Here is a 20,141-nt window from a genome sequence, read left to right on the forward strand (position 1 = left end):
AAAGAGCGACGAGTGAGCGAAATCCGCCTTTATGTGACAACGACCGAGAAGAAGGCCGCGCAGGTCCTGGATCTGATGACGCCGGTATTCGAAGACGAGGAGTTGCCGATCGCAACGACGGAAATCGACGAGAAGAACGATATTTGGGAAGCGTCGATCTATCTCTATGCCGTGGACGAAGAGGAGGTTCGTGGTCGGTTTGAAGCGCTCCTGAAGCCCACCTTCGCCGAACTTCCCATCCAAAAGGAAATACTTCCGGATATCGACTGGATCGCCAAGTCGCTGGAAGGGCTGAAGCCGGTACGGGCCGGCCGCTTCCTCGTGCATGGCTCGCATGATCGCGACAAGGTCGGCCCCAGCGATATCGCCATCGAAATCGAGGCCGGACAGGCTTTCGGTACGGGCCATCACGGGACGACGGCGGGCTGCCTGGAGACGATCGAGAAGGTTCTTGCGAGCCGCCGCGTGCGCAATGCGCTCGATCTCGGGACGGGCAGCGGCGTTCTGGCGATTGCTGTGCGCAAGCTGCGCAACATTCCGGTTCTGGCGACGGATATCGATCCTGTTGCCGTTCGCGTCGCCCGGGAGAATGTCCGCGGCAACGGGATTGCTTCGGGTATCGCGCTGGAGACGGCGCCCGGCTTTCATTCCACGGCTTTCTCCCGTCATGGACCATTTGATCTGATCATCGCCAATATTCTGGCGCGTCCGCTCATCAAGATGGCGCCGCAGCTTGTGGCACATCTGGCGCCGGGCGGCTCAGTCATCCTATCAGGTATCCTCGCCGAGCAGCGCTGGAAGGTTCTGGCGGCCTATAACGGAGCGAACCTGCGGCACGTGCGCACGATCTGGCGCAACGGCTGGGTCACCATCCATCTCGACCGGCCTTAGAATCCTTCGCGCCGCATTTAAGGCGGCAAGCCCCCTCCGACCCTTCGGGCCACCTTCTCCTGAGGGAAGAAAGAACTTGCGGTGCTGCCGTGCTTCACAATGCGATTGTCCTGCCTTGCGGGAGGGGGAATTTTGCCATGGGGCTGAAAACGAAAAAGGCGGTGCCGAAGCACCGCCTTGAGATCGATTTTCACCGATCTTGCCCGCGAGCGTGTGGAGGAGTGCTCAAGCGGGCTCTAAGCGTTCCGATTACGATCCGGTAGGGAGGAGGAGAACCGGATTGCGATCGATAAGAACGCGTAGCTCGTAAACTTCTTAGCGGCGACCGCCGCGGCTTGCGCCGATTGCCTTTGCGGTTTCGACTTCGAGCTGACGAAGCGAGCCGACGGAATGGCGTACGGTGCGACGCTCGCCAGCCAGCGCCGGGCTAACATATGCGGAGCGAGAGATAGGCATTGTCTTCAAGTCCTTGGTTCGTGCGGGTTCGTCGTGAACCCGTTTGATGCGGCGGATATAGCGACTCGCTTGCCGGCGTGGCAGGGGGGCAGCTTCATGGGAGCTATGCGTTATATGCATGTTTCCTGCCGTGAAGTTGTCATATTTGGTAAGCGATGCTCACGAAATGGGCGGATTCGTTAACGGCGGGGAGAGGAGCTGCGCGCTTGGGAGAGAGCCCGATGGCTCGATGCTGCGCATATCGTCGCCACGATCGAAAATCACGTCGCGCTTCCGGCCATCATGCTCTAACATACTGGCACCATTCGGTTTCACGGATTCTCCACCAGTCTCGGATCAGCTCATGTTTCAGTCTTTCGACGTCACTTCCACTCCGCAATTCGGTCGCGAGCGCGTCGCCGGTCTGCGTGCCGCCTTCGGTGATCTCGGCATCGACGGCTTCCTCGTGCCGCGTGCGGACGAGTATCAGGGCGAGTACGTGCCCAAATGTTCGGAGCGCCTGGCGTGGCTTACGGGTTTCACTGGATCGGCGGGTGTTGCGCTTATCACACACTCCCAGGCCGTGGTTTTCGTGGACGGTCGCTATGTGACGCAACTTGCCGAGCAGGTGGACCGCAGCGTCTTCACCGGCGGCGATCTCGTGAACGAGCCTCCGCATGTGTGGCTGCCGCGCCATGCGAAGAAGGGTTTCCGGCTGGGCATCGATCCATGGCTGCATACGGGCGCGGAAGTGCGACGGCTGGAAAAGGCATTGGCTGAGATTGATGGCAAGCTCGTCTTCCTGCCCCATAATCCGCTCGACAAGCTCTGGACCGACCGGCCGCCCGAGCCGCTGAGCAACGTTATCATTCAGGATATCGCCCAGGCCGGTATCCTCGCGAAGGACAAGCTTGCGACGATTGCAAACGGTCTCAAGGAAAAGAACCTCAAGGCGGCGCTGATTACCGATCCGTCCTCTGTCGCCTGGATCTTCAATATCCGCGGCGGTGACGTGCCGCACACGCCACATCCCCTGGCCCGCGCCATCATCTATGCGGAAGGTGAAGCGGCGCTCTTCCTCGACAAGCGCAAGACCCAGGTCGAGGCCGAAGCCTATCTCACGCAGATGTGCAAGCAGCTGCCGCCTTCGGAGCTCGTCAAGCGCCTGGCCGCCGCGGCCGCGAATGGCGGGCGCATCCTGGTCGACCCGGATCTTGCCTCCTACGCTCTGACCGACATCATCCGTCGTGAAGGTGGAGAGGTCGTGGAGGGCAATGATCCCGCCAAGCTGCCGCGTGCCTGCAAGAATGCCGCCGAAATCAACGGATCGGCCGCCGCCCACCTGCAGGACGGCGCCGCCATGGTCGAATTCCTTTACTGGCTGGAGACGAGCAAGCCGGGAACGGTGACGGAAATCGCTGCGGCGGAACGGTTGGAAGCCTGCCGCGCCCGCGTCGGCGAAAGCATGCAGAACCCGCTGAAGGACATCTCCTTCGATACGATCTCAGGCGCTGGCGAGCACGCGGCCATCATGCATTACCGCGTGACGACGGAGAGCGACCGGCTGATCCAGGCCGGTGAACTGTTTCTCATCGATTCAGGCGCGCAATATATCAACGGCACGACGGACATTACGCGCACGGTCGGCATCGGTGCCGTTTCCGAAGAGCACAAGCGCCTCTTCACGCTGGTATTGAAGGGAATGATCGCCATCAGCACGGCACGTTTTCCGAAGGGCACCCGTGGCTGCGATCTCGATCCGCTGGCACGCATCGCGCTGTGGAAGGCGGGCGTCGATTTCGCCCATGGCACCGGCCACGGCGTCGGCTCCTATTTGTCGGTACATGAGGGGCCGCAGCGCATTGCGCGCCTTGCCGTGCAGGAACTGCTTCCCGGCATGATCCTTTCCAACGAACCCGGCTATTACCGTCCGGGTCAATTCGGCATCCGCATCGAAAACCTGATCTATATCCGCGATCCGGAGGAGATCGAGGGCGGTGACATGCCGATGCTGGGCTTCGAGACTTTGACCTTCTGCCCGATCGACCGCAGCCTGGTTCTCGTCGAGCTGCTGACGCATGAAGAGTTGCATTGGCTGAACGAGTATCATGCACGGACGCGCGAGGCGCTGATGCCGCTGATCCATGATCGCGACATCCGTGCATGGCTGGAAAATGCCACGCGCGCGCTCGGCCATTGAGACGCGCGACCCCATTCCGCCTCAAAACGGGATGGGGTTAAGCGCCGACGGAATGTCTCCATGCCATCACGATGATCCATCCCGCGACCAGCATGTAGGTCGAGGGGTAGCGCAGGCCGACGAGAAGGGCAGCGAGCATCGCTGCTTTCGTGTCCCAGCCGCCGATAAAGAAGGCGGGGGCGACAAGCGTCGTCAGCACGGCGGCGGGCACGGCATTCAGCGCCGCTTCGACGCGCGGCGGAATGCGGGTCATCTTGACGATGAGGATATAGCCGCCGATGCGTGTCAGGAAGGTCACCACGGCTGCGGCCAGAATGAGCAAGACCATGTGCGGATTGAAATCGAACATGGTCAGACCTCGTGATTTTCGTGTGCGAGATCGGGCTTGCGGTTCGCCTTTACTGGCGGCAGCATTGCGGCGAGCGCGACGCCTGCCAATGCGCCGATGCTGACATGCCAGGGCGAGCCGACATAGCGATATGCGATGGCTGATGCGACTGCGCTGACGGCGACGACCGGCAGGAAGTTGTCGCGCGTGCGGAAGCCCATGACGATGCCGAGGAAATAAACCGGCAGCAGAATATCGAGACCGATGGCCTTGGGATCGCCGATCAGGCTGCCGAGAAGACCGCCGACCAGGCTCACCACCACCCAGGGAATATAGATCACCGCAGCAAAGCCGATATACCAGGCGAAGGTCACCGGCTTGCCGCTTTCGTGGCGCTTGATCGTCTCGGCGAATTGCGGATCGACCAGCAGGAAGAAGGTGAAGAACTTCTCCACCATAGAAAAATGCCTGATGTAGCGGGCGATCGCTGCCGAATAGAGCACGTGGCGGAAGTTCACCGCCAGGATCGACAGCACGATGAGCCAAGCCTGGACATTGTGGCCGAAGAGATCGATCCCAACCATCTGGCTGGCACCGGCATAGACGGTGCCGCTCATCAGGGTCAACTCGCCGAGCGACATGCCCTGATCCCGCGCCAGCGCGCCGAAGAGAGCGCCGAAAGGCGCCGCGGCGAGGCCGACAGGAATGCCGCCCTTCAACCCGTCAAGAAATTCCGCGCGACTCATGGTCCGCTCTGTCCTTCGTGGAAATACCGGCTTTGCTCCGGATGCGGTGTCGAGGGCGCGGATCCCGCATGGGGAACGACAACGGTTGTACCCCTTGCGCATTTGTTTCCGCGCTGTTCAATGGCGGGACGTGTAAGCCGTGTGCGCCGGGCCAGCAATTGAATTTACTTGATGGATCAATTGATTTCCTTGATCCAGCGCTTTGAGACCGCGCGCAAAATGAGAGATGGAAAGATGAAGAAGATCACCTTTTCGAAGGAGGAGAAGGCAGCCATGGTCGCGCGTCTTCAGCGCTATTTCGCCGATGAACTGGACCAGACGCTCGGCTCGCTGCCCGCCGAATTCCTGCTCGATTTCTTCACAACGGAGATCGGGCCTTATTACTACAATCAGGGCCTGCGCGATGCTCATGCCGCGCTGATGGGCAAGATGGAGGATTTCGGCGAGGCGATCTATCTACTGGAGAAGGAACCGGCCAAGGACTGATGCGGCCTCATTTTTTCGGCTGGAATGTATGCTCCAGTGCCGGGAAGGTGCGGGCTTTCACTTCCTCGGCATAGGCTTCCACGGCCTTCGAGACCAGCGGCGCCAGCTCCGCGAAATGCTTGACGAAGCGCGGCTTGAAATCGTTGAACAGGCCGAGCATGTCGTCGGAAACGAGGATCTGCCCGTCGCAGGCGGCGGATGCGCCGATGCCGATGGTGGGAATGGTGACTGCCGCGGTAATCTCGCGGGCGAGCGGTTCGATCGTGCCCTCGATCACCATGGCGAAGGCGCCAGCCTCGGAGATCGCCTTGGCGTCGCGCCGGATCTTGCCGGCTTCCTTGTCCGAGCGTCCAAGCGGACGATAGCCGCCGGTCGTATTCACCTGCTGCGGCATCAGCCCGACATGGCCGAAGACCGGAATGCCGCGAGAGGTGAGAAACGCCACGGTTTCAGCCATTTCCTCGCCGCCCTCGAGCTTCACGCCGTCGCAGCCGGTTTCCTTCAGGATGCGCGCGGCGTTGCGGAAGGCCTGTTCCTTCGATTCCTGGTATGAGCCGAACGGCAGGTCGACGATGACGCAGGCATGCTTGGCGCCGCGCATGACGGCCTGGCCATGGGCGATCATCATATCAAGCGTGACGCCGACGGTCGTCTCCATGCCGTAGAGCACCATGCCGAGGGAATCTCCGACCAAAAGCAGGTCGCAATGCGGATCGAGGAGGCGGGCAATCGGCGTCGTATAGGCCGTCAGGCTGACGATCGGGCGTTGGCCCTTCATCGTCTCGATCGCGGCGGGCGTGATGCGCTTAGTGTGTCCGACAGTGCTCATCTCAGGCGGCCTTTTCGTTGTTTGATGGCTTGCGGCCGATGACACGGTTGTCGAGCAGGCGGGTGGTGCCGATGCGGACAAAGAGCGCGACGAGGATGGGCTGTCCCTGCAAGGTCGTCAGCGGTTCCAGCGTGTCGGGATGACGAACGGCGGCGACTTCCGCGGTCGCCAGCGGCTCCGTTTCGATGAAGGCGCTCAAGGCCTCCTCGAGTGCTGCGGGGTCATCCGCGCCTAGATCGTAAAGCCTCTGGGCTTCCGCCAATGCCTTGGGAACGATAACGGCGGCAGCACGCTCCTCTTTCGAGAGATAGACGTTGCGCGAGGAGAGGGCCAGACCATCGACATCGCGAACGGTCGGCACGGGCACGACAGAAACGGGCTGCGCCAGATCCTCGACCATGCGGCGGATGATCGCCACCTGCTGATAGTCCTTCTCGCCGAAATAGGCGCTGTCGGGCTGGACGATATTGAAGAGCTTGGTGACGACCGCGGCAACGCCGGCGAAATGGCCGGGGCGAACCGCGCCCTCCAGTTCCGCGCCGAGCTTCGGCACGTCGACGACGGTTTCCATCGGGCGCGGATACATATCTGTCACGCCGGGCGCGAAGAGAAAGTCGACGCCCGCATCGCGCAGCATGGCGCCGTCGCGTTCGAGATCGCGCGGATATTTCGCCAGATCCTCATTGGCGCCGAACTGCAGCGGATTGACGAAGATGGAGGTGACGACGATATCGTTTTCGGCCTTGGCGCGGGAGACCAGTTCCATGTGGCCGGCATGCAGGTAGCCCATTGTGGGAACCAGGCCGATGCGCTTGCTGGCCGCGCGATGTTCGCCGAGCCGTTCGCGCAGAGCGGCTATCGTATTGATGGTCTCCATGATGCTCCTCCCCGGACGCGCCGCCCGGTGCATGTCCGTCTTTCGTCTTTTAATTTTGGCGGCTCTTCTAACGTGTGCGGCGCAAAAAGGCAATTCAAGGCCGCTGGCCCCGCCTGACCCGCTTCGCCCGTCCAACGACGACATTCGCTTTTCGAGCCGGTATGACAATTGTCCGTTCTGGCTTAGCGCTTTCCTCAATCTTTTGCTGTTAGCTGCCGTGCATGGCAAAAATCGTGGCATTGGCTGCATATTTCTATCAGGCGGCGGTTGCCTTCGGGCTGCTGATCGCGGTGGCGCATCTGCTGGCTCCGGCGGATTATGCGGCCTATTCGCTGTTCATCTCGGTCAGCCAGTTCGCGGCGATTTTCTGTTTCGAGTGGGTCCGCTTTGCCTGCAGCCGCTTCTATCCGGGGCAGGGGCCTGGAAGCGAAGCCTTGGAGCGCAAGGCATTGACGGTGGAATTTGCGGCGTGCTCGGCGATCTGCCTGATTGCCGCGTCGGCTTCGATCTTCTTTTCCGTATCGGCGGAGATTGCCGTGCTTGGCGGTCTGGTGGCGATCTTTCAGGGCGGCAGCGACCTGCACCTCACTATGCTACGCTTCCGCCAGGAATTTCGTGTCTTCTCAAGGCTGCAGGGCTCACGCGCCACCATTCTCGCAGCCGGCACGCTTGCGGGTGCGGCAGTTGCCCCGACTTTTACATGCACCGTCATCGGCCTGATGGCCGGCTATGGCGCTTACGGTCTCCTGGCGGTCTTCCTGACCCGCAACAGCCTGCGCGAGGCGGCGCCGTTCGAGCCAGCGCTGCTGCGCAAGCACTTCGTCTATGGCAGCGTTGCCGCCAGCGCTTCCGTTATCGGCATGCTGACGCCGCTGGGATTGAAATCCATTCTCACGGCGACGTTGGGAGCGGGGGCCGCAGCCGGTGCTCTCCTGGCGCTCGATCTGCTGCAACGCCCCTTCGTGCTGATCGTCTCCGCCCTGCAGGCCATTCAATATCCCGATGTCGTCACGACCTATGATCGCGATGGGGCAACACCTGCCTTTGCCAAGCAGTTGGGGGAATATTATTCGCTGCTGACCGGCCTGACGCTCATGACCGCCGCAGGTATCTTCGCGGTGCTGCAGCCGGTCGGCCAATTGGTCGTCGCCGCCGGTTTGCGCAACGAGTTTCTTGCCGTTGCTCCCTTCGTCATCGGTCTTGCGACATGCCGCGCCTTGACCGCCAACATGATGCCGACCCCGGCACATCTGCAACATCGGCTACTGACGATCTTCCTGCTTGCGGCGCTGGATTGCGTGTTGCTGAATGCCGGCACGCTTATCGGCGGTCACCTTGGCTCCGACAGCGATGCCGGCCTCATGGCCGGCGGCATGATCGGCGCGCTTTGCGCCATGGCGATCGGCGTGAAGGTCATGACGTCTCTTTCTTTCGATTTCGTCTGGCCGCCGGTCGTCTTCTCCGCCATCGGTCTTGCCGTGCCGGTGCTGGCGACGGCCGGTTTCGGCTATTCGCTTTGGATATCGGTGGCGGTCGGCGTAGTCGGCGGCGCGCTCTTCTGCCTGCTCGGCCTCTACAGCTACTTCGTCACCATGTTCCGGTCGCAAACTCGATCGTGAAATCTCTCAGAGATCTTCGAGAATGGAGAGCACGCGGTCGGCGCTGGCGTCCCAGGAGAAGCGGGTGACATTCTCATGGCCGCGCCGGCGCAGATCCTGGCGCAGTGCGTGGTCCGTCGCGATGCTCCGCATGGCGGAAACGAGTTCATCCTGCCGGAATGGGTCGAAATAGAGCGCGGCATCGCCCGAGGCCTCGCGCACGGCGGGGATATCGGCGGCAAGCACCGGACAGCCCTGCGTCATCGCTTCCAGGGGTGGGATGCCGAAGCCTTCATAGAGGCTTGGGAAGACGAATGCGGTGGCATGCCGCTCCAGAGCGGCGATTTCCGCATCGCTGAGGCGGCCTGGAAAGAGCATGCTGTCGTTCGACTGCTGGTCATCCGATTTGAAGACGGTCGGCGCGGAGCCGCCGACGACCACGAGCTTCTGATTTTCATCTTTCAACCCCTCGAAAGCGCGAATGGCGAAGTCGAGGTTCTTGTTCGGCTTCATCGTCCCGACGAGCAGGAAGAAGCCGTTCGTCTTCAGGCCAAGCCGCTGCATCACCGCTTCATCCGGTTCGATGGCGGCGTAGTGATCGACGGCATTGTAGACGACGTCGATGCCAGCCGAGGGAACCCGGAAGACGGAGGCGAGCTCTTGCCGCGAGAATTCGGAGACGGTGCCGATCTTGGCGGTGCGCGTCAGCACCGTGCCCAGCGCACCGTGCAGCAGGCGGTAGCTGCGCTTGAAGGATTGCGGATGGCGGAAGATCGTCACGTCATGGATGACGACCGCCTGGCGGCGATGCAGGAGCGGGCCGCTGCCGCCGAAGCCGATGAGCCGGCTGCCGCGCGAGCGCGAAAGCAGCGATGTCTGCTCCCAGACGTGCCCGGGGCCGGAACCGAAGCTGTCGATTTCGATGGCCGAGAGCCTGATATCGACGGGGGTATTGCGCGGCACGGCCAGACGCCAGCGCGCGCCTCTCAACGAGGCGGGCAGGGCGCCTGAGGAGATTTTGCGGTCGAGTGACAGCGTCAACTCGCGCGCGAAGCGCTGCACGCCGGACAAGGGCTGGCCGAGAAAACGCCCGTTGATGACAATCGACTGCACGCTAGTGGTCCCGATGACTTATTGACGGGACACAGCTTGCACCATTTTGTTTAGAGAAGGTTTAGCCCGGCCGATGCGATTTTAGGCAAGTGCATCCCCGCTGCTGATCACGGTGACGCCGCGGGCTCGCATTTCCTCGATCGCTGCCTTGACGCCAGCCGGATCGATGCCACGGCTGGCATCCTCGATGAAGCGGACGGTCGCATCAGGCAGCATTTCGATGGCGTCGAGTGCCGAGAACTTAACGCAGTAATCGGTCGCCAGCCCGCAAAGATCGAGCTCGGTAACGCCTTTGCCGCGGAGATAGGCCGCAAGTCCGGTGAGGGCTGACTGGTCATTGTCGCGGAAAGCGGAATAGCTGTCGACTACTGGGTTCTGGCCCTTCTGCTGGATGAAATCGATGGCATCGACATGGAGATCGGGGTGGAACTCGGCGTCTTTGCTGTTCTGGACGCAGTGGTCGGGCCACATCATCTGCGGCTTGCCCGAAAGCGTGCCGATTTCGAAGGGTTTCTTGCCGGGATGGGCGGAAGCGAAGCTGCCATGACCCGCCGGATGCCAGTCCTGCGAAGCGACGATCAGATCATATTTGCCGCTGTCGATGAGCTTGTTGGCGACGGGCACGACTTGATCCCCATCCGGCACGGGGAGATTTCCGCCAGGGCAGAAGCCGTTCTGAATGTCGATGAGCAGCAGTGCTTTCATGAGGCCTGTCCTTCCAGGTTTGTTGCGGCGCACGATGCCAAGCGGCGAGCCCCGGATCAAGCCCTTTGTGCCCCGCCGATCGGGCGGCGAGGCGCGAAGTGATAGAGCTTAAGCCGGCTTATGGCCCTTGAGCCCGTAGAAGGCGATGTAGACGTAGCAGATGATCGGCATCAGGAAGGCGAGATGAATGCCGATCGTATCGGCAAGGCCGCCCTGGATGACCGGCAGGATCGCGCCGCCGACGATGGCAAGGCAAAGGATGCCCGAGCCCTGGCTCGTATATTTGCCGAGGCCGTGCAGCGCCAGGCTGAAGATCGTCGGGAACATGATCGAGTTGAACAGGCCGATCGCCAGCACAGACCACATGGCGACATGGCCTGTTGTCAGCACGGTGACCACGAGCAGGATGATGACCGCAGCGGCGTTGAAGGCAAGCGCCTTACCGTCATCGATATGACGCATGATCAGCGAACCGATGAAGCGTCCGATCATGGCGCCGCCCCAGAAATAGGAGACGTAGTGGGCGGCCTCGGCCTCCGAGAGATGGGCGATGTCGGGTTGGCTGAGGAAGTTGACCAGGAAGCTGCCGATGCTGACTTCGGCGCCGACATAGAGGAAAATGCCGACAGCGCCGAGCACGAGATGGCGGTACTGCCAGGCGGAGCCGCCGCCGCGCATCGGTTCGACGGTTTCCTCGTCTTCGACTTCGGGCAGTTTCAACGCAGCAAAGACGGCGGCGAGCACCAGAAAGGCTGCGGCAAGCAACAGGTAGGGGAATTTCACGGCGCCGGCTTCGGCAAGCCGCATGGCGTCTAGCTGTTCGGGGGTAGCGTTAGCGGCGGCAACGGTCGCGGCCGACAGGATCAGCATCGCGCCGAAGTATGGTGCGATCGTCGTGCCGAGCGAATTGAAGGCCTGCGTCAGGTTCAGGCGGCTGGCAGCCGTATCCGGCGGTCCCAATACGGTGACATAGGGGTTTGCGGCGACCTGCAGGATCGTGATGCCGGTGGCGAGAACGAAGAGCGCGCCCAGGAAGAGGGCATAGACGCGATAGCTGGCGGCCGGGATGAACAGGGCGCAGCCGACCGCGGCGATCGTGAGGCCGACGACGATGCCCCACTTGTAGGTGATGCGCTTCACGAGTGCTCCAGCCGGCAGCGATACGATGGAGTATGCGCCGAAAAAGCAGAGCTGGATGAGCATCGCTTGAGTGTAATTGAGCTGAAAGACGCTCTTTAGGTGCGGGACCAGAATGTCGTTCAGGCAAGTGATGAAGCCCCACATGAAAAAGAGTGAGGTGAGTGCGATAAGCGCGAATTGGTAATTGCCCTGGCCTTGGCGTGCGGATGCACGGGCGCTGGTGGGCGCAGAGCTTGTTGCTGAGCCAGCCACTTTTTATCCTCGGTTCTTGTTGTTGCCAGGCTTCGAGATTCGACCCGGGCGAAAAGCCCGAACGGGCCGGAAGGACTGGCAGCGGCTTGCCGAGACGCCCGCAAGAAGCACGGAATCCCGAAGCCGCTTAAATCGATATAATCGATTGGATCATTATTGGTAGCTTGCTAGGAATGCGGATTTTGCAATGCAGCAATGCGGTTTGCTGCAATGGCGAAGACGTCGAGTGGAGCAATCCTGCTTTTCTGGCTGCATGCCCGCCTGGCATCAGCTGCTGTTCAGATAGCCGAGTACGGCACGCTGCACGCGAAACGCCAGTTGATTTTTATCCTGATCGCCATGTTCTCCGGCGGCGTCGACCATTCCCTTTATGATCGCCACCACGTCCCGGCTTGCAATATCGATATCCGCCTGCGGCGGCAGGTCCGGTCGCTGGAGCGTTGCGCGCGTGAGCTCGAAGAATCGCATCTTGACCCGTTCGGTGGCGGCATCGAGCGGCAGGCGTGCTTCTTCGAAGTCGAGCAGGCGAGCGAGAGCCGGCCGACGAAGCTGCTGTTCGACGCAGGGGAGGATGAGCGCTGACAAAGCCTCCTTACCCGTGGGCTGAGTAGCCGCGCTTTCCGCCTGCTCGACGAGGCGGCTCGTTTCCCTGAGGATCAACGCTCCGATCAGCGCGTCCTTGCGCGGGAAATACTGATAGAGCGAACCGACGCTGACACCGGCCTTTTCGGCCACGGCGTTGGTGGAGAAAGCTTCATGGCCGCGTTCCTCCAAAATGCGAGCCGCAGCCTCCACGATCGCCTCGACGGTCGCGAGCGAACGGGCTTGTTTCGGCGCTTTTCTCGGCGCGGGGCGGCTCTTCAGAGGGCTCTCGGACATGTTCCTGGAATGCGAGTGGTAAAAAGCGAATTATCGCTCATATTATAGGTCAAGGCTCAGCGAAACAAGCGTTTCAGCGACATCCGGGGATTGAACTCCTTCGGCGTGTTCGAGAGCGCATGCGTGCGCGACGTTCGCCATTCGGGCGGAGAGACAAATGGAGACAAATGCATGTCCAGCGAAACCAAAACCGCCATCGTCACCGGTGCATCGAAGGGCATCGGTGCCGCCATTGCGAGGCATCTTGCCGCCGATGATTTTCAGACCGTCGTCAACTATGCATCGAGTTTCCGTGAGGCTGAGGATGTCGTCACCGGCATCGAGGCGGCCGGCGGCCGCGCGATCGCGGTCCGTGCGGATGTGGCCGATGCTTCGGCTGTTATGGCATTGTTCGATCGTGCCGAAGCTGAGTTCGGAAAGGTCGATGTGCTCGTCAACAATGCCGGGATCAGCAAGTTCTCGCCCTTGGCCCAGGTGAGCGATGAGGATTTTCAACAGCAGATCGCCGTCAACCTCACGGGTACCTTCAATGGAATGCGCGAGGGTGCAAAGCGGGTGAGGGATGGCGGCCGCATCATCAACCTGTCAACGAGCATTATCGGCCACTATTCCCCCGGCAACGGCGTCTACGCGGCGACGAAGGCGGCGGTGGAAGCGATGACGCATACGCTCGCCAAGGAACTCGGCACGCGCGGCGTGACGGTCAATGCGGTCGCACCAGGGCCGATCGCCACAGAACTCCTGTTCAAGGGACGATCCGAGGAGCTGATCCAGCGGCTGATCAACGACATCCCGCTTGGCCGTCTCGGGCTGCCGGAAGAGATCGCCCAGATCGTGTCGTTTCTTGCCAGCGCTGAGAGCGGTTGGATCAACGGCCAGATCATCCGGGCGAATGGCGGGCGCAATTGAAATCATCGTCGGCGGGAAAGCGCCTGACATGCTCGATCAACGCGCGAAGCTTCGGAGCCGTGTTTCTGCTGGGATAATAGAGATAGAAGCCCGCAAAATAGGGGCAATAATCCTCGAGGATCGGCAGCAGCTCTCCACGGCCGATGAAGGGGCGAAAGCTTTCCTCCATTCCGAAGGAGATACCGGCACCGGCGACGGCAAGCTTGATCATCAGGCCCATGTCGTTGGTGGTGATCGTCGACGGCACGGTGACGCTGAATTCCCTGCCTGCTTCGGCGAACTCCCAGCGATAGGGTGCCGATTTCGGGGAGGGGCGCCAGCCGATGCAGGCGTGGCCGGCAAGGTCTGCCGGGTGTGACGGCATGCCGAAATGCTCGCGATAGGATGGAGCGCAGACGGCCAGTTGTCGTTCCACGCCTGCGATGGGTACGGCGATCATGTCCTGCGCGATGACCTCTCCCAGCCGCACGCCGGCATCATAGCTTTCGGCGACGATGTCGAATTCCTCGTCCGTGACGGTGATATCAAGCTCCACCTCGGGATATTGATGGACGAAGGCGGCGAGGAGCGGGCCTGCCAGAAAGCGTTCGGCAATCGAGGAGACGGCAAGCCGCAGGCGGCCGCGCGGAAGTTCCGTCAGCGCTTCGGTTCTCGCCAGCGCCGCACGCATCTCCTCGACGGCCGGCGCGACCCTTTCATAAAGCCGCTCGCCGGCTTCGGTGAGGCTGACGCTGCGCGTCGTGCGCAGCACAAGCGCGATGCCGAGATTTTCTTCCAGGCGACGGATCGTCTGGCTGACGGCGGAGCGTGTCACGCCGAGGCGTGTGGCCGCCGCGCGAAAGCTCCGCTCCTCCGCAACGAGGGCAAAGACGGCGAGCGCATTCAGATCTGGCTCCATTGGTTATTTTTTCTTTCCAATATGGGAAGGAGGTGATGGCTTATCGAAACAATGGCTGGTCCTTACAGTCAAGGCCTCATGACATGGATCAAGAAAGGATGAGGTCATGCCGATGGATAAAGTCATTCTGATAACAGGCGCTTCAAGCGGAATCGGAGAGGGCATTGCCCGCGAACTTGCCGCCGCCGGCGCGAAAGTGGCGCTGGGTGCACGGCGCGTGGAGCGCCTAGAGACTCTGGCCGCCGAGTTGAGCGCTGCGGGCGGCACCGTGCTCGCTCACCCTCTCGATGTGACGGATCGCCAAAGCTTCGATGCCTTTGTGGATGCCGCCCGGCGGACTTGGGGACGCGTCGATGTCATCATCAACAATGCCGGCGTGATGCCGCTGTCGCTGATGGCGTCGCTGAAGGTCGAGGAATGGGATCGGATGATCGATGTCAACATCAAGGGCGTGCTTTATGGCATCGCCGCGGTCCTACCTGAGATGGTCGCACGCAATTCCGGCCAGATCATCAATATCGCGTCGATCGGAGCGCTTGCGGTCTCGCCGACGGCTGCGGTCTATTGCGCCACGAAATATGCGGTGCGGGCGATCTCGGATGGGTTGCGGCAGGAACACAAGACGTTGCGCGTCACCTGCATCCACCCCGGCGTCGTCGAAAGCGAGCTTGCCGACACGATCACCGATCCCGTCGCCGCGGAGGCGATGAAGACCTATCGTGCCATTGCCTTGAAGCCGGATGCCATCGCGCGTGCCGTGCGCTTCGCCATCGAACAGCCCGAGGATGTCGATGTCAACGAGATCGTCGTGCGCCCGACGGCCAACACGTAAGCGGCGATGGAGATGGCTTTGTTCGTCCGAAGTCTCGCCCTGGCTCTTGCCGCCTGCGCCATATTCATCGTCACATCAGAGGTCTACGCTACCATGAACAACAAGCCTGCTGCATCCGCGACCATCCAGCAAAGCCATCCTTACGTCGGCATGTGGGTTACCGCCGATGGCTATGTGCGCCACAATCTGCTGCCGAACGGCCGCTATGACGAGGCGCGCGGCCGGCGCGAAAGCGCCTATCAGGGGCGCTATGAAGTTCGCGGCGATCACATCGATTACTGGGACGACACCGGCTTTACCGCAGACGGAGATTTCATCGACGACGTGCTTCACCACGGGGGCATGATCCTCCATCGCCAAAAGTAGGGAGTATCGAATGGCGCCATCGCGAGACCGGTAGTGTCCCGCGATGGCTTCCTTTTTGTTGCCGCCGTGGTGATCAGTCGAATGCCAATCCTTCTTCCGCGATGGATTTGCGCACGGCATCGCGCTGCCTCATGCGCAGATACCAAGCCTTGAGATGGTCGAGTTCATCGAAGTGGATCCCTGCCTTGTAGTAGGATTTGAGCCAGGCCGCCTGACCCCATCCCGTCAGCGCGAAGAGATAGGCATCGGCCACCGTGAAGCTGTCGCCCATCAGGAAGGGGCGATCGGCGAGGTGCGCGTCGATCCATTGATATCGCTTTTCGAGCTTCGGCCTTGCCGTCTCGACATAGTTTCCCGCCAGCCGCGCATAGAGGAGCGGAATGAAGCCCTTGTGGATTTCCGTCGACAGGAAACCGAGCATTTCCTGCAGCTTGTAGCGCGCCATCGTGCGGGCAGCCGGCGCCAGTCCGGCCTCGGGCTTCAAATCCGCCAGATATTGGACGATGGCCGGCCCTTCCCGCAGACGATTGCCATCGGTGAGTTCGAGAACAGGGACATAGCCGTGCGGATTGACGCCATGGAAATCCAGCCCCGCCTCCGTCTTGTGACTGATATGATCGACCTTGATCAGCTCGACCTCCAGGCCGAGTTCGTTGATAACGATATGGGGCGAGAGCGAGCAGCTGGCGGGCATGTAGTATAGTTTCACTGGGGATCTCCATGGTGTTTCCTGTGCCAGCTTCCCTTGGAAAGCCGGCTGTTGAACCATGTAGTCTCTATGGTATGGAATCGTAAGAACGGAAAAGTTTGACATCTAGGTACAAAAATTATACCGGCTCGAGCATGAGGTTTGCGCGATGAAAAAGACCGTGACTGGCTGCTCCGTCGAGGAGGCGATGCATTTGCTGGGAGGCCGCTGGCGTCTGCTGATCGTGTCCTATCTGGTCGATGAACCCAAGCGCTTCAACGAGCTGCGACGGCTGATGCCCGGCATCTCGCAGAGGATGCTCACGCTGGACCTGCGCGCGCTGGCGGAGGCCGGTCTCATCCGGCGGACGGTCTATCCGACGGTTCCCGTGAAGGTCGAATATTCTCTGACGAAGGATGGGACACGTCTGGAGAAGGTGGTGGCCGTGGTCAAGGAATTCGGGCTGTGGCTGAAGGATCGGGATGCGCAGAGGACTGAGGAGCGTGAGGCTTCACCAGAGCTCGTAGTATAGATCGCGCCAAATCGGGATTTGTCTTTTCAATCAGCTCGATCTTCCACTGGCGATACCAGCGTTTCAGGGATTTTTCGCGTTGAATGGCCGAAACGATATCTGCGTGGTCTTCATACCAGACCAATCGCGTACACTCATATTTCCAGGCGAAGCCGGGTGTCAGGCCCTCGCGATGCTCATAAATGCGGCGCTCGATATCGGCCGTGACGCCGATGTACAGCGTGCCTCGCTTGTGGTTGGTGATGATGTAGGTATATCCACCCATGCGTGTAGGATGCTGGTGGGGATGATGGTCGTCAAGAGCTAATAGCGGTCGTGACAGGGTTTGCATTTGCCACCCTGCTACACCTCTAACTCCGTCATCCTCGGGTCAAGCCCGAGGATGACGGCATTAGTGGCGAACTATGCAACATGGGTTAGCTCGACGTTTTCCGGTAATGAGAAATCGGCTCGCAGTTAAGGCGAGTTGGTAAAAAATAAACTCAATCAAAAATATGCACTCGTATCGATTGCATCCAGCAGCAAATATAATATTGTTTACTTGGAGATCGAATTTTGGGGCACTAATTATGTCGTTCAAAGAACAAGTTGCAGAACTATCGAAGCGAGCGATTGCTGCGCAAAATATTGCTCTTACTGAAGAGGCGACAAAAAATGCCCTTGTTATGCCATTTTTGCGCACACTTGGTTTCGATGTCTTTGATCCGACCCAGATTGTGCCGGAGTTTATAGCTGATGTTGGCCTAAAAAAGGGAGAAAAGGTCGATTACGCCGTAAAGATAAACGACAGGATTGAGTTTATTCTGGAGGCAAAGGCGGTTAGCGCGAATCTTTCACAGGCTCAATACAGTCAACTTTACCGATATTTTTCGACCACAGATTGCTCCATTGCCATTCTCACCAACGGTATACAAATCTGGTTTTTTACCGATCTTGATGCACCCAACAAACTCGATAGTAATCCGTTCTTTAAATTTGATCTTTTCGACTACGACGATAACGATCTGAAAGAGCTAGAAAAATTTCATAAAGAAAAATTTTCAATTGAAGACATCAAAAGTTCGGCCAGCACGCTAAAACGGATGAAAGCGACTATTAACTGCATAGAAGCGCAGTTTAATGATCCTGATGACGAATTCGTTCGATTCATTTCGAAGGAAATACACGATGGTAAGCTCACTGCGGCTGTTGTCGCTGAGTTCAAGCCGATAATCAAACGTGCCTTTGAGGATCTAGTTCGTCAAAAAATCCAAAGGAAACTGAGTGCGGCGTTCAATGAGAATGTGAACATCCCAACGATTAAGGACGTAGATTCGGTCACACAAATCAATGACGACGGTGATGGTATCGAAACGACCCAAGAGGAGATTGACGGTTTTAATATTGTGCGAGCGATCGGAGCAGAGCTAGCAGATGTCTCTCGAATTGTTATGCGCGATCAAAAATCTTACTGTGGTATCAATTTCGATGACAACAATCGCAAACCAATTGTTAGATTGCATTTTAATTCCAAGACCAAATTTCTAACAATCTTCGATGCGGAAAAGGCTGGATTTCGATTTGATATCACGCAGACCACCGATATCTTTAAGGCCAAAGCGCAGATTCAAGCTGTGATCCAGTCATACGTCGGCTCCTGATCAAACCCTCTCCACAAACCCATCCAACACCCTTTTCTGCCCGGCGCGGTCGAATTCGATGGTCAGCTTGTTGCCCTCTATTTCCGAGACGTTGCCGTTGCCGAACTTGATGTGGAAGACGCGGTCGCCGACCATGAATTTGGAGGGTTCGTTGGAGGTGGATTTGGCCACCAGCTCGCCGTCGATGGTGCGCACCTTCGGGCCGCTTTCGCCGTAGCCGATGCGTTCGACGGCATGGCCGGAGCGGCTGCCCCAGTTGTCGCGCGTCGCATCGTTGCGGTTGGCCTGCGCGCGCTTCCAGCCGGGCGTGGAGTAGGAATTGGCGAAGGGATCTGCCTTGTCGAAGCGGGACTGGCCGTAGCCGCCGCGGCCATACCCGCCATAGGATTGCTCGACTTCGGCGACCTGGACATGCGTTTCCGGCAGTTCGTCGAGGAAGCGGGAAGGTATGGTCGACTGCCAGAGGCCGTGGATGCGGCGGTTGGAGACGAACCAGATGTGGCAGCGGCGCTTGGCGCGGGTGATGCCGACATAGGCGAGGCGGCGCTCTTCCTCCAGGCCGGCGCGGCCGCTTTCGTCGAGCGAGCGTTGGTGCGGAAACAGGCCTTCCTCCCAGCCGGGCAGGAACACTGTGTCGAATTCCAAACCCTTGGCGGAATGCAGCGTCATGATGGAAACGGCGTCGAGATTTTCGTTCTGCTCGGCATCCATGACAAGGGCGACGTGCTCGAGGAAGCCGCGCATGGATTCGAAACTATCCATGGAACGGATGAGTTCCTTCAGATTTTCCAGGCGTCCCGGCGCTTCCGCCGATTTGTCGTTCTTCCACATATCCGTATAGCCGGACTCTTCGAGAATCTGCTCGGCAAGCTCGGTATGGGGGGTGTTTTCGAGCAGGCCCTGCCAGCGGCGGAAGGATTGCACGACGTCGAACAGCGCCTTGCGCGCCTTCGGCTTCATCTCGTCCGTTTCGATGATATCGGCCGCCGCCGCCAGCATCGGGATATCGCGCGCGCGGGCATAGTCGTGCAAAGCGCGGACCGTGGTGTCGCCCAGACCGCGCTTCGGCGTATTGATGATGCGCTCAAAGGCAAGATCGTCGGCCGGCTGGCAGACAAGGCGGAAATAGGCCATGGCATCGCGGATTTCGAGGCGCTCGTAGAAGCGCGGGCCGCCGACGACGCGATAGTTCAGGCCGAGCGTGACGAAACGGTCTTCGAATTCGCGCATCTGGAAAGAGGCGCGCACGAGGATCGAGATGTCGTTGAGATTGTGCTTGTTACGCTGAAGCTGCTCGATCTCTTCGCCGATCGCGCGCGCTTCCTCCTCGGAATCCCAGGAGGCATGCACCTGCACCTTGATGTCGTCGGGATCGGAGCGATCGGTGAACAGCGTCTTGCCGAGCCGGCCTTCGTTATGGGCGATCAGATGCGCGGCGGCACCGAGAATATGCTCGGTGGAGCGGTAGTTGCGCTCGAGCTTGATGACCTTGGCGCCGGGAAAATCCTTCTCGAACCGCAGGATATTATCCACCTCGGCGCCGCGCCAGCCATAGATCGACTGGTCGTCGTCGCCGACGCAGCAGACGTTCTGCGGCTCGCCCTTCTGGCGCTGCGCCAGCAGGCGCAGCCACATATACTGCGCCGTATTGGTGTCCTGATATTCGTCGACGAGGATATAGCGGAAGCGCTGGTGATAATCCTTCAATATATCAGGATTCTGCCGGAACATATTGATCGGATGCAGCAAAAGGTCGCCGAAGTCGCAGGCGTTCAGCGTCTTCAAGCGGTTCTGATA

General features: G+C 59.8%; 21 protein-coding genes and 1 pseudogene. 9 read left to right on the forward strand and 13 right to left on the reverse strand.

Annotated elements, in window-relative coordinates; translation table 11 throughout:
- Window positions 1-12: 12 nt before the first annotated feature.
- Window positions 13-891 (forward strand): 50S ribosomal protein L11 methyltransferase, encoded by an 879-nt coding sequence (locus ACPYOP_RS25090; RefSeq protein WP_481412986.1) that lies wholly within the window; start codon window positions 13-15, stop codon window positions 889-891.
- Window positions 892-1,206: 315 nt separating this feature from the next.
- On the opposite strand, the gene ACPYOP_RS25095 is transcribed toward ACPYOP_RS25090, so the two are convergent.
- Window positions 1,207-1,347, reverse strand: coding sequence for a hypothetical protein (locus ACPYOP_RS25095; protein ID WP_162711788.1), 141 nt, complete (start codon window positions 1,345-1,347; stop codon window positions 1,207-1,209).
- A 343-nt stretch (window positions 1,348-1,690) separates the two neighbouring features.
- On the opposite strand from ACPYOP_RS25095, the gene ACPYOP_RS25100 reads away from it, so the two are divergent.
- Window positions 1,691-3,526 carry an aminopeptidase P family protein gene (locus ACPYOP_RS25100; RefSeq protein ID WP_481412987.1) on the forward strand — a complete coding sequence of 612 codons (1,836 nt, stop codon included), beginning with the start codon at window positions 1,691-1,693 and terminating at the stop codon, window positions 3,524-3,526.
- Window positions 3,527-3,563: 37 nt separating this feature from the next.
- Here the strand turns inward: ACPYOP_RS25100 and ACPYOP_RS25105 are convergent, their stop codons facing one another.
- The gene (locus tag ACPYOP_RS25105) at window positions 3,564-3,875 is read right to left on the reverse strand and encodes an AzlD family protein (protein ID WP_481412988.1); all 312 of its coding nucleotides are present in this window, start codon (window positions 3,873-3,875) and stop codon (window positions 3,564-3,566) included.
- A gap of 2 nt (window positions 3,876-3,877) precedes the next feature.
- Window positions 3,878-4,600, reverse strand: a complete 723-nt coding sequence (locus ACPYOP_RS25110) for an AzlC family ABC transporter permease (protein ID WP_481412989.1) — start codon at window positions 4,598-4,600, stop codon at window positions 3,878-3,880.
- A 234-nt stretch (window positions 4,601-4,834) separates the two neighbouring features.
- On the opposite strand from ACPYOP_RS25110, the gene ACPYOP_RS25115 reads away from it, so the two are divergent.
- Window positions 4,835-5,086: a DUF2164 domain-containing protein gene (locus ACPYOP_RS25115; RefSeq protein WP_481412990.1), complete on the forward strand. Its 252-nt coding sequence runs from the start codon at window positions 4,835-4,837 to the stop codon at window positions 5,084-5,086.
- 7 nt (window positions 5,087-5,093) lie between these two features.
- On the opposite strand, the gene panB is transcribed toward ACPYOP_RS25115, so the two are convergent.
- Window positions 5,094-5,915 carry a 3-methyl-2-oxobutanoate hydroxymethyltransferase gene (panB, locus tag ACPYOP_RS25120; protein WP_481412991.1) on the reverse strand — a complete coding sequence of 274 codons (822 nt, stop codon included), beginning with the start codon at window positions 5,913-5,915 and terminating at the stop codon, window positions 5,094-5,096.
- A gap of 1 nt (window position 5,916) precedes the next feature.
- On the reverse strand, window positions 5,917-6,792 hold the full coding sequence (panC, locus tag ACPYOP_RS25125; RefSeq protein WP_481412992.1) for a pantoate--beta-alanine ligase: 876 nt from the start codon (window positions 6,790-6,792) through the stop codon (window positions 5,917-5,919).
- Between the two features lie 233 nt (window positions 6,793-7,025).
- Between panC and ACPYOP_RS25130 the strand changes: the two genes are divergently transcribed.
- The gene (locus ACPYOP_RS25130; protein ID WP_481412993.1) at window positions 7,026-8,411 is read left to right on the forward strand and encodes a hypothetical protein; all 1,386 of its coding nucleotides are present in this window, start codon (window positions 7,026-7,028) and stop codon (window positions 8,409-8,411) included.
- 6 nt (window positions 8,412-8,417) lie between these two features.
- Here ACPYOP_RS25130 and ACPYOP_RS25135 read toward each other — a convergent pair whose 3' ends face one another.
- The 4 genes from ACPYOP_RS25135 to ACPYOP_RS25150 all read right to left on the reverse strand — a co-directional run bounded on the left by ACPYOP_RS25135 (window position 8,418) and on the right by ACPYOP_RS25150 (window position 12,479).
- On the reverse strand, window positions 8,418-9,503 hold the full coding sequence (locus ACPYOP_RS25135; protein ID WP_481412994.1) for a glycosyltransferase family 4 protein: 1,086 nt from the start codon (window positions 9,501-9,503) through the stop codon (window positions 8,418-8,420).
- 81 nt (window positions 9,504-9,584) lie between these two features.
- Window positions 9,585-10,208 (reverse strand): bifunctional nicotinamidase/pyrazinamidase, encoded by a 624-nt coding sequence (gene pncA / locus ACPYOP_RS25140; protein WP_481412995.1) that lies wholly within the window; start codon window positions 10,206-10,208, stop codon window positions 9,585-9,587.
- Between the two features lie 108 nt (window positions 10,209-10,316).
- The gene (locus ACPYOP_RS25145) at window positions 10,317-11,600 is read right to left on the reverse strand and encodes a sugar MFS transporter (protein ID WP_481412996.1); all 1,284 of its coding nucleotides are present in this window, start codon (window positions 11,598-11,600) and stop codon (window positions 10,317-10,319) included.
- 267 nt (window positions 11,601-11,867) lie between these two features.
- Window positions 11,868-12,479: a TetR/AcrR family transcriptional regulator gene (locus ACPYOP_RS25150; protein WP_481412997.1), complete on the reverse strand. Its 612-nt coding sequence runs from the start codon at window positions 12,477-12,479 to the stop codon at window positions 11,868-11,870.
- 171 nt (window positions 12,480-12,650) lie between these two features.
- Between ACPYOP_RS25150 and ACPYOP_RS25155 the strand changes: the two genes are divergently transcribed.
- Entirely contained in the window at window positions 12,651-13,388 is a 738-nt protein-coding gene (locus ACPYOP_RS25155) for an SDR family oxidoreductase (RefSeq protein WP_481412998.1), read from the forward strand.
- Here ACPYOP_RS25155 and ACPYOP_RS25160 read toward each other — a convergent pair.
- Window positions 13,360-14,286, reverse strand: a complete 927-nt coding sequence (locus tag ACPYOP_RS25160; RefSeq protein WP_481412999.1) for a LysR family transcriptional regulator — start codon at window positions 14,284-14,286, stop codon at window positions 13,360-13,362. The genes ACPYOP_RS25155 and ACPYOP_RS25160 overlap by 29 nt on opposite strands.
- A gap of 106 nt (window positions 14,287-14,392) precedes the next feature.
- Between ACPYOP_RS25160 and ACPYOP_RS25165 the strand changes: the two genes are divergently transcribed.
- Window positions 14,393-15,118, forward strand: a complete 726-nt coding sequence (locus ACPYOP_RS25165; protein WP_481413000.1) for an SDR family oxidoreductase — start codon at window positions 14,393-14,395, stop codon at window positions 15,116-15,118.
- Window positions 15,119-15,211: 93 nt separating this feature from the next.
- Entirely contained in the window at window positions 15,212-15,484 is a 273-nt protein-coding gene (locus ACPYOP_RS25170; RefSeq protein WP_481413006.1) for an Atu4866 domain-containing protein, read from the forward strand.
- Window positions 15,485-15,557: 73 nt separating this feature from the next.
- On the opposite strand, the gene ACPYOP_RS25175 is transcribed toward ACPYOP_RS25170, so the two are convergent.
- A complete protein-coding gene (locus tag ACPYOP_RS25175) occupies window positions 15,558-16,193 on the reverse strand; it encodes a glutathione binding-like protein (RefSeq protein WP_481413001.1) in 636 nt (211 codons plus the stop codon).
- Between the two features lie 148 nt (window positions 16,194-16,341).
- On the opposite strand from ACPYOP_RS25175, the gene ACPYOP_RS25180 reads away from it, so the two are divergent.
- Window positions 16,342-16,704 (forward strand): winged helix-turn-helix transcriptional regulator, encoded by a 363-nt coding sequence (locus ACPYOP_RS25180; protein WP_481413002.1) that lies wholly within the window; start codon window positions 16,342-16,344, stop codon window positions 16,702-16,704.
- On the opposite strand, the pseudogene ACPYOP_RS25185 reads toward ACPYOP_RS25180, so the two are convergent.
- Window positions 16,684-16,969: pseudogene (locus ACPYOP_RS25185) on the reverse strand (GIY-YIG nuclease family protein). The gene ACPYOP_RS25180 and the pseudogene ACPYOP_RS25185 overlap by 21 nt on opposite strands.
- 304 nt (window positions 16,970-17,273) lie before the next feature.
- Here ACPYOP_RS25185 and ACPYOP_RS25190 point away from each other — a divergent pair.
- Entirely contained in the window at window positions 17,274-18,344 is a 1,071-nt protein-coding gene (locus ACPYOP_RS25190) for a type I restriction endonuclease (protein ID WP_481413003.1), read from the forward strand.
- On the opposite strand, the gene ACPYOP_RS25195 is transcribed toward ACPYOP_RS25190, so the two are convergent.
- On the reverse strand, window positions 18,345-20,141 hold a 1,797-nt coding region (locus ACPYOP_RS25195; RefSeq protein ID WP_481413004.1), incomplete at its 5' end, for an ATP-dependent helicase.

The sequence above is a fragment of the Rhizobium sp. KNZ2-6A genome, from assembly GCF_056755475.1.

Bases quoted from the DNA above. Each gene is read 5' to 3' on its own strand.
- ACPYOP_RS25165 (WP_481413000.1), top strand. From the start codon at position 14,393: ATGCCGATGGATAAAGTCATTCTGATAACAGGCGCTTCAAGCGGAATC.
- ACPYOP_RS25170 (WP_481413006.1), top strand. From the start codon at position 15,212: ATGAACAACAAGCCTGCTGCATCCGCGACCATCCAGCAAAGCCATCCT.
- ACPYOP_RS25100 (WP_481412987.1), top strand. From the start codon at position 1,691: ATGTTTCAGTCTTTCGACGTCACTTCCACTCCGCAATTCGGTCGCGAG.
- panC (WP_481412992.1), bottom strand. From the start codon at position 6,792: ATGGAGACCATCAATACGATAGCCGCTCTGCGCGAACGGCTCGGCGAA.
- ACPYOP_RS25160 (WP_481412999.1), bottom strand. From the start codon at position 14,286: ATGGAGCCAGATCTGAATGCGCTCGCCGTCTTTGCCCTCGTTGCGGAG.
- ACPYOP_RS25155 (WP_481412998.1), top strand. From the start codon at position 12,651: ATGTCCAGCGAAACCAAAACCGCCATCGTCACCGGTGCATCGAAGGGC.
- panB (WP_481412991.1), bottom strand. From the start codon at position 5,915: ATGAGCACTGTCGGACACACTAAGCGCATCACGCCCGCCGCGATCGAG.
- ACPYOP_RS25110 (WP_481412989.1), bottom strand. From the start codon at position 4,600: ATGAGTCGCGCGGAATTTCTTGACGGGTTGAAGGGCGGCATTCCTGTC.
- ACPYOP_RS25190 (WP_481413003.1), top strand. From the start codon at position 17,274: ATGTCGTTCAAAGAACAAGTTGCAGAACTATCGAAGCGAGCGATTGCT.
- pncA (WP_481412995.1), bottom strand. From the start codon at position 10,208: ATGAAAGCACTGCTGCTCATCGACATTCAGAACGGCTTCTGCCCTGGC.
- ACPYOP_RS25095 (WP_162711788.1), bottom strand. From the start codon at position 1,347: ATGCCTATCTCTCGCTCCGCATATGTTAGCCCGGCGCTGGCTGGCGAG.
- ACPYOP_RS25115 (WP_481412990.1), top strand. From the start codon at position 4,835: ATGAAGAAGATCACCTTTTCGAAGGAGGAGAAGGCAGCCATGGTCGCG.
- ACPYOP_RS25105 (WP_481412988.1), bottom strand. From the start codon at position 3,875: ATGTTCGATTTCAATCCGCACATGGTCTTGCTCATTCTGGCCGCAGCC.
- ACPYOP_RS25180 (WP_481413002.1), top strand. From the start codon at position 16,342: ATGAAAAAGACCGTGACTGGCTGCTCCGTCGAGGAGGCGATGCATTTG.
- ACPYOP_RS25150 (WP_481412997.1), bottom strand. From the start codon at position 12,479: ATGTCCGAGAGCCCTCTGAAGAGCCGCCCCGCGCCGAGAAAAGCGCCG.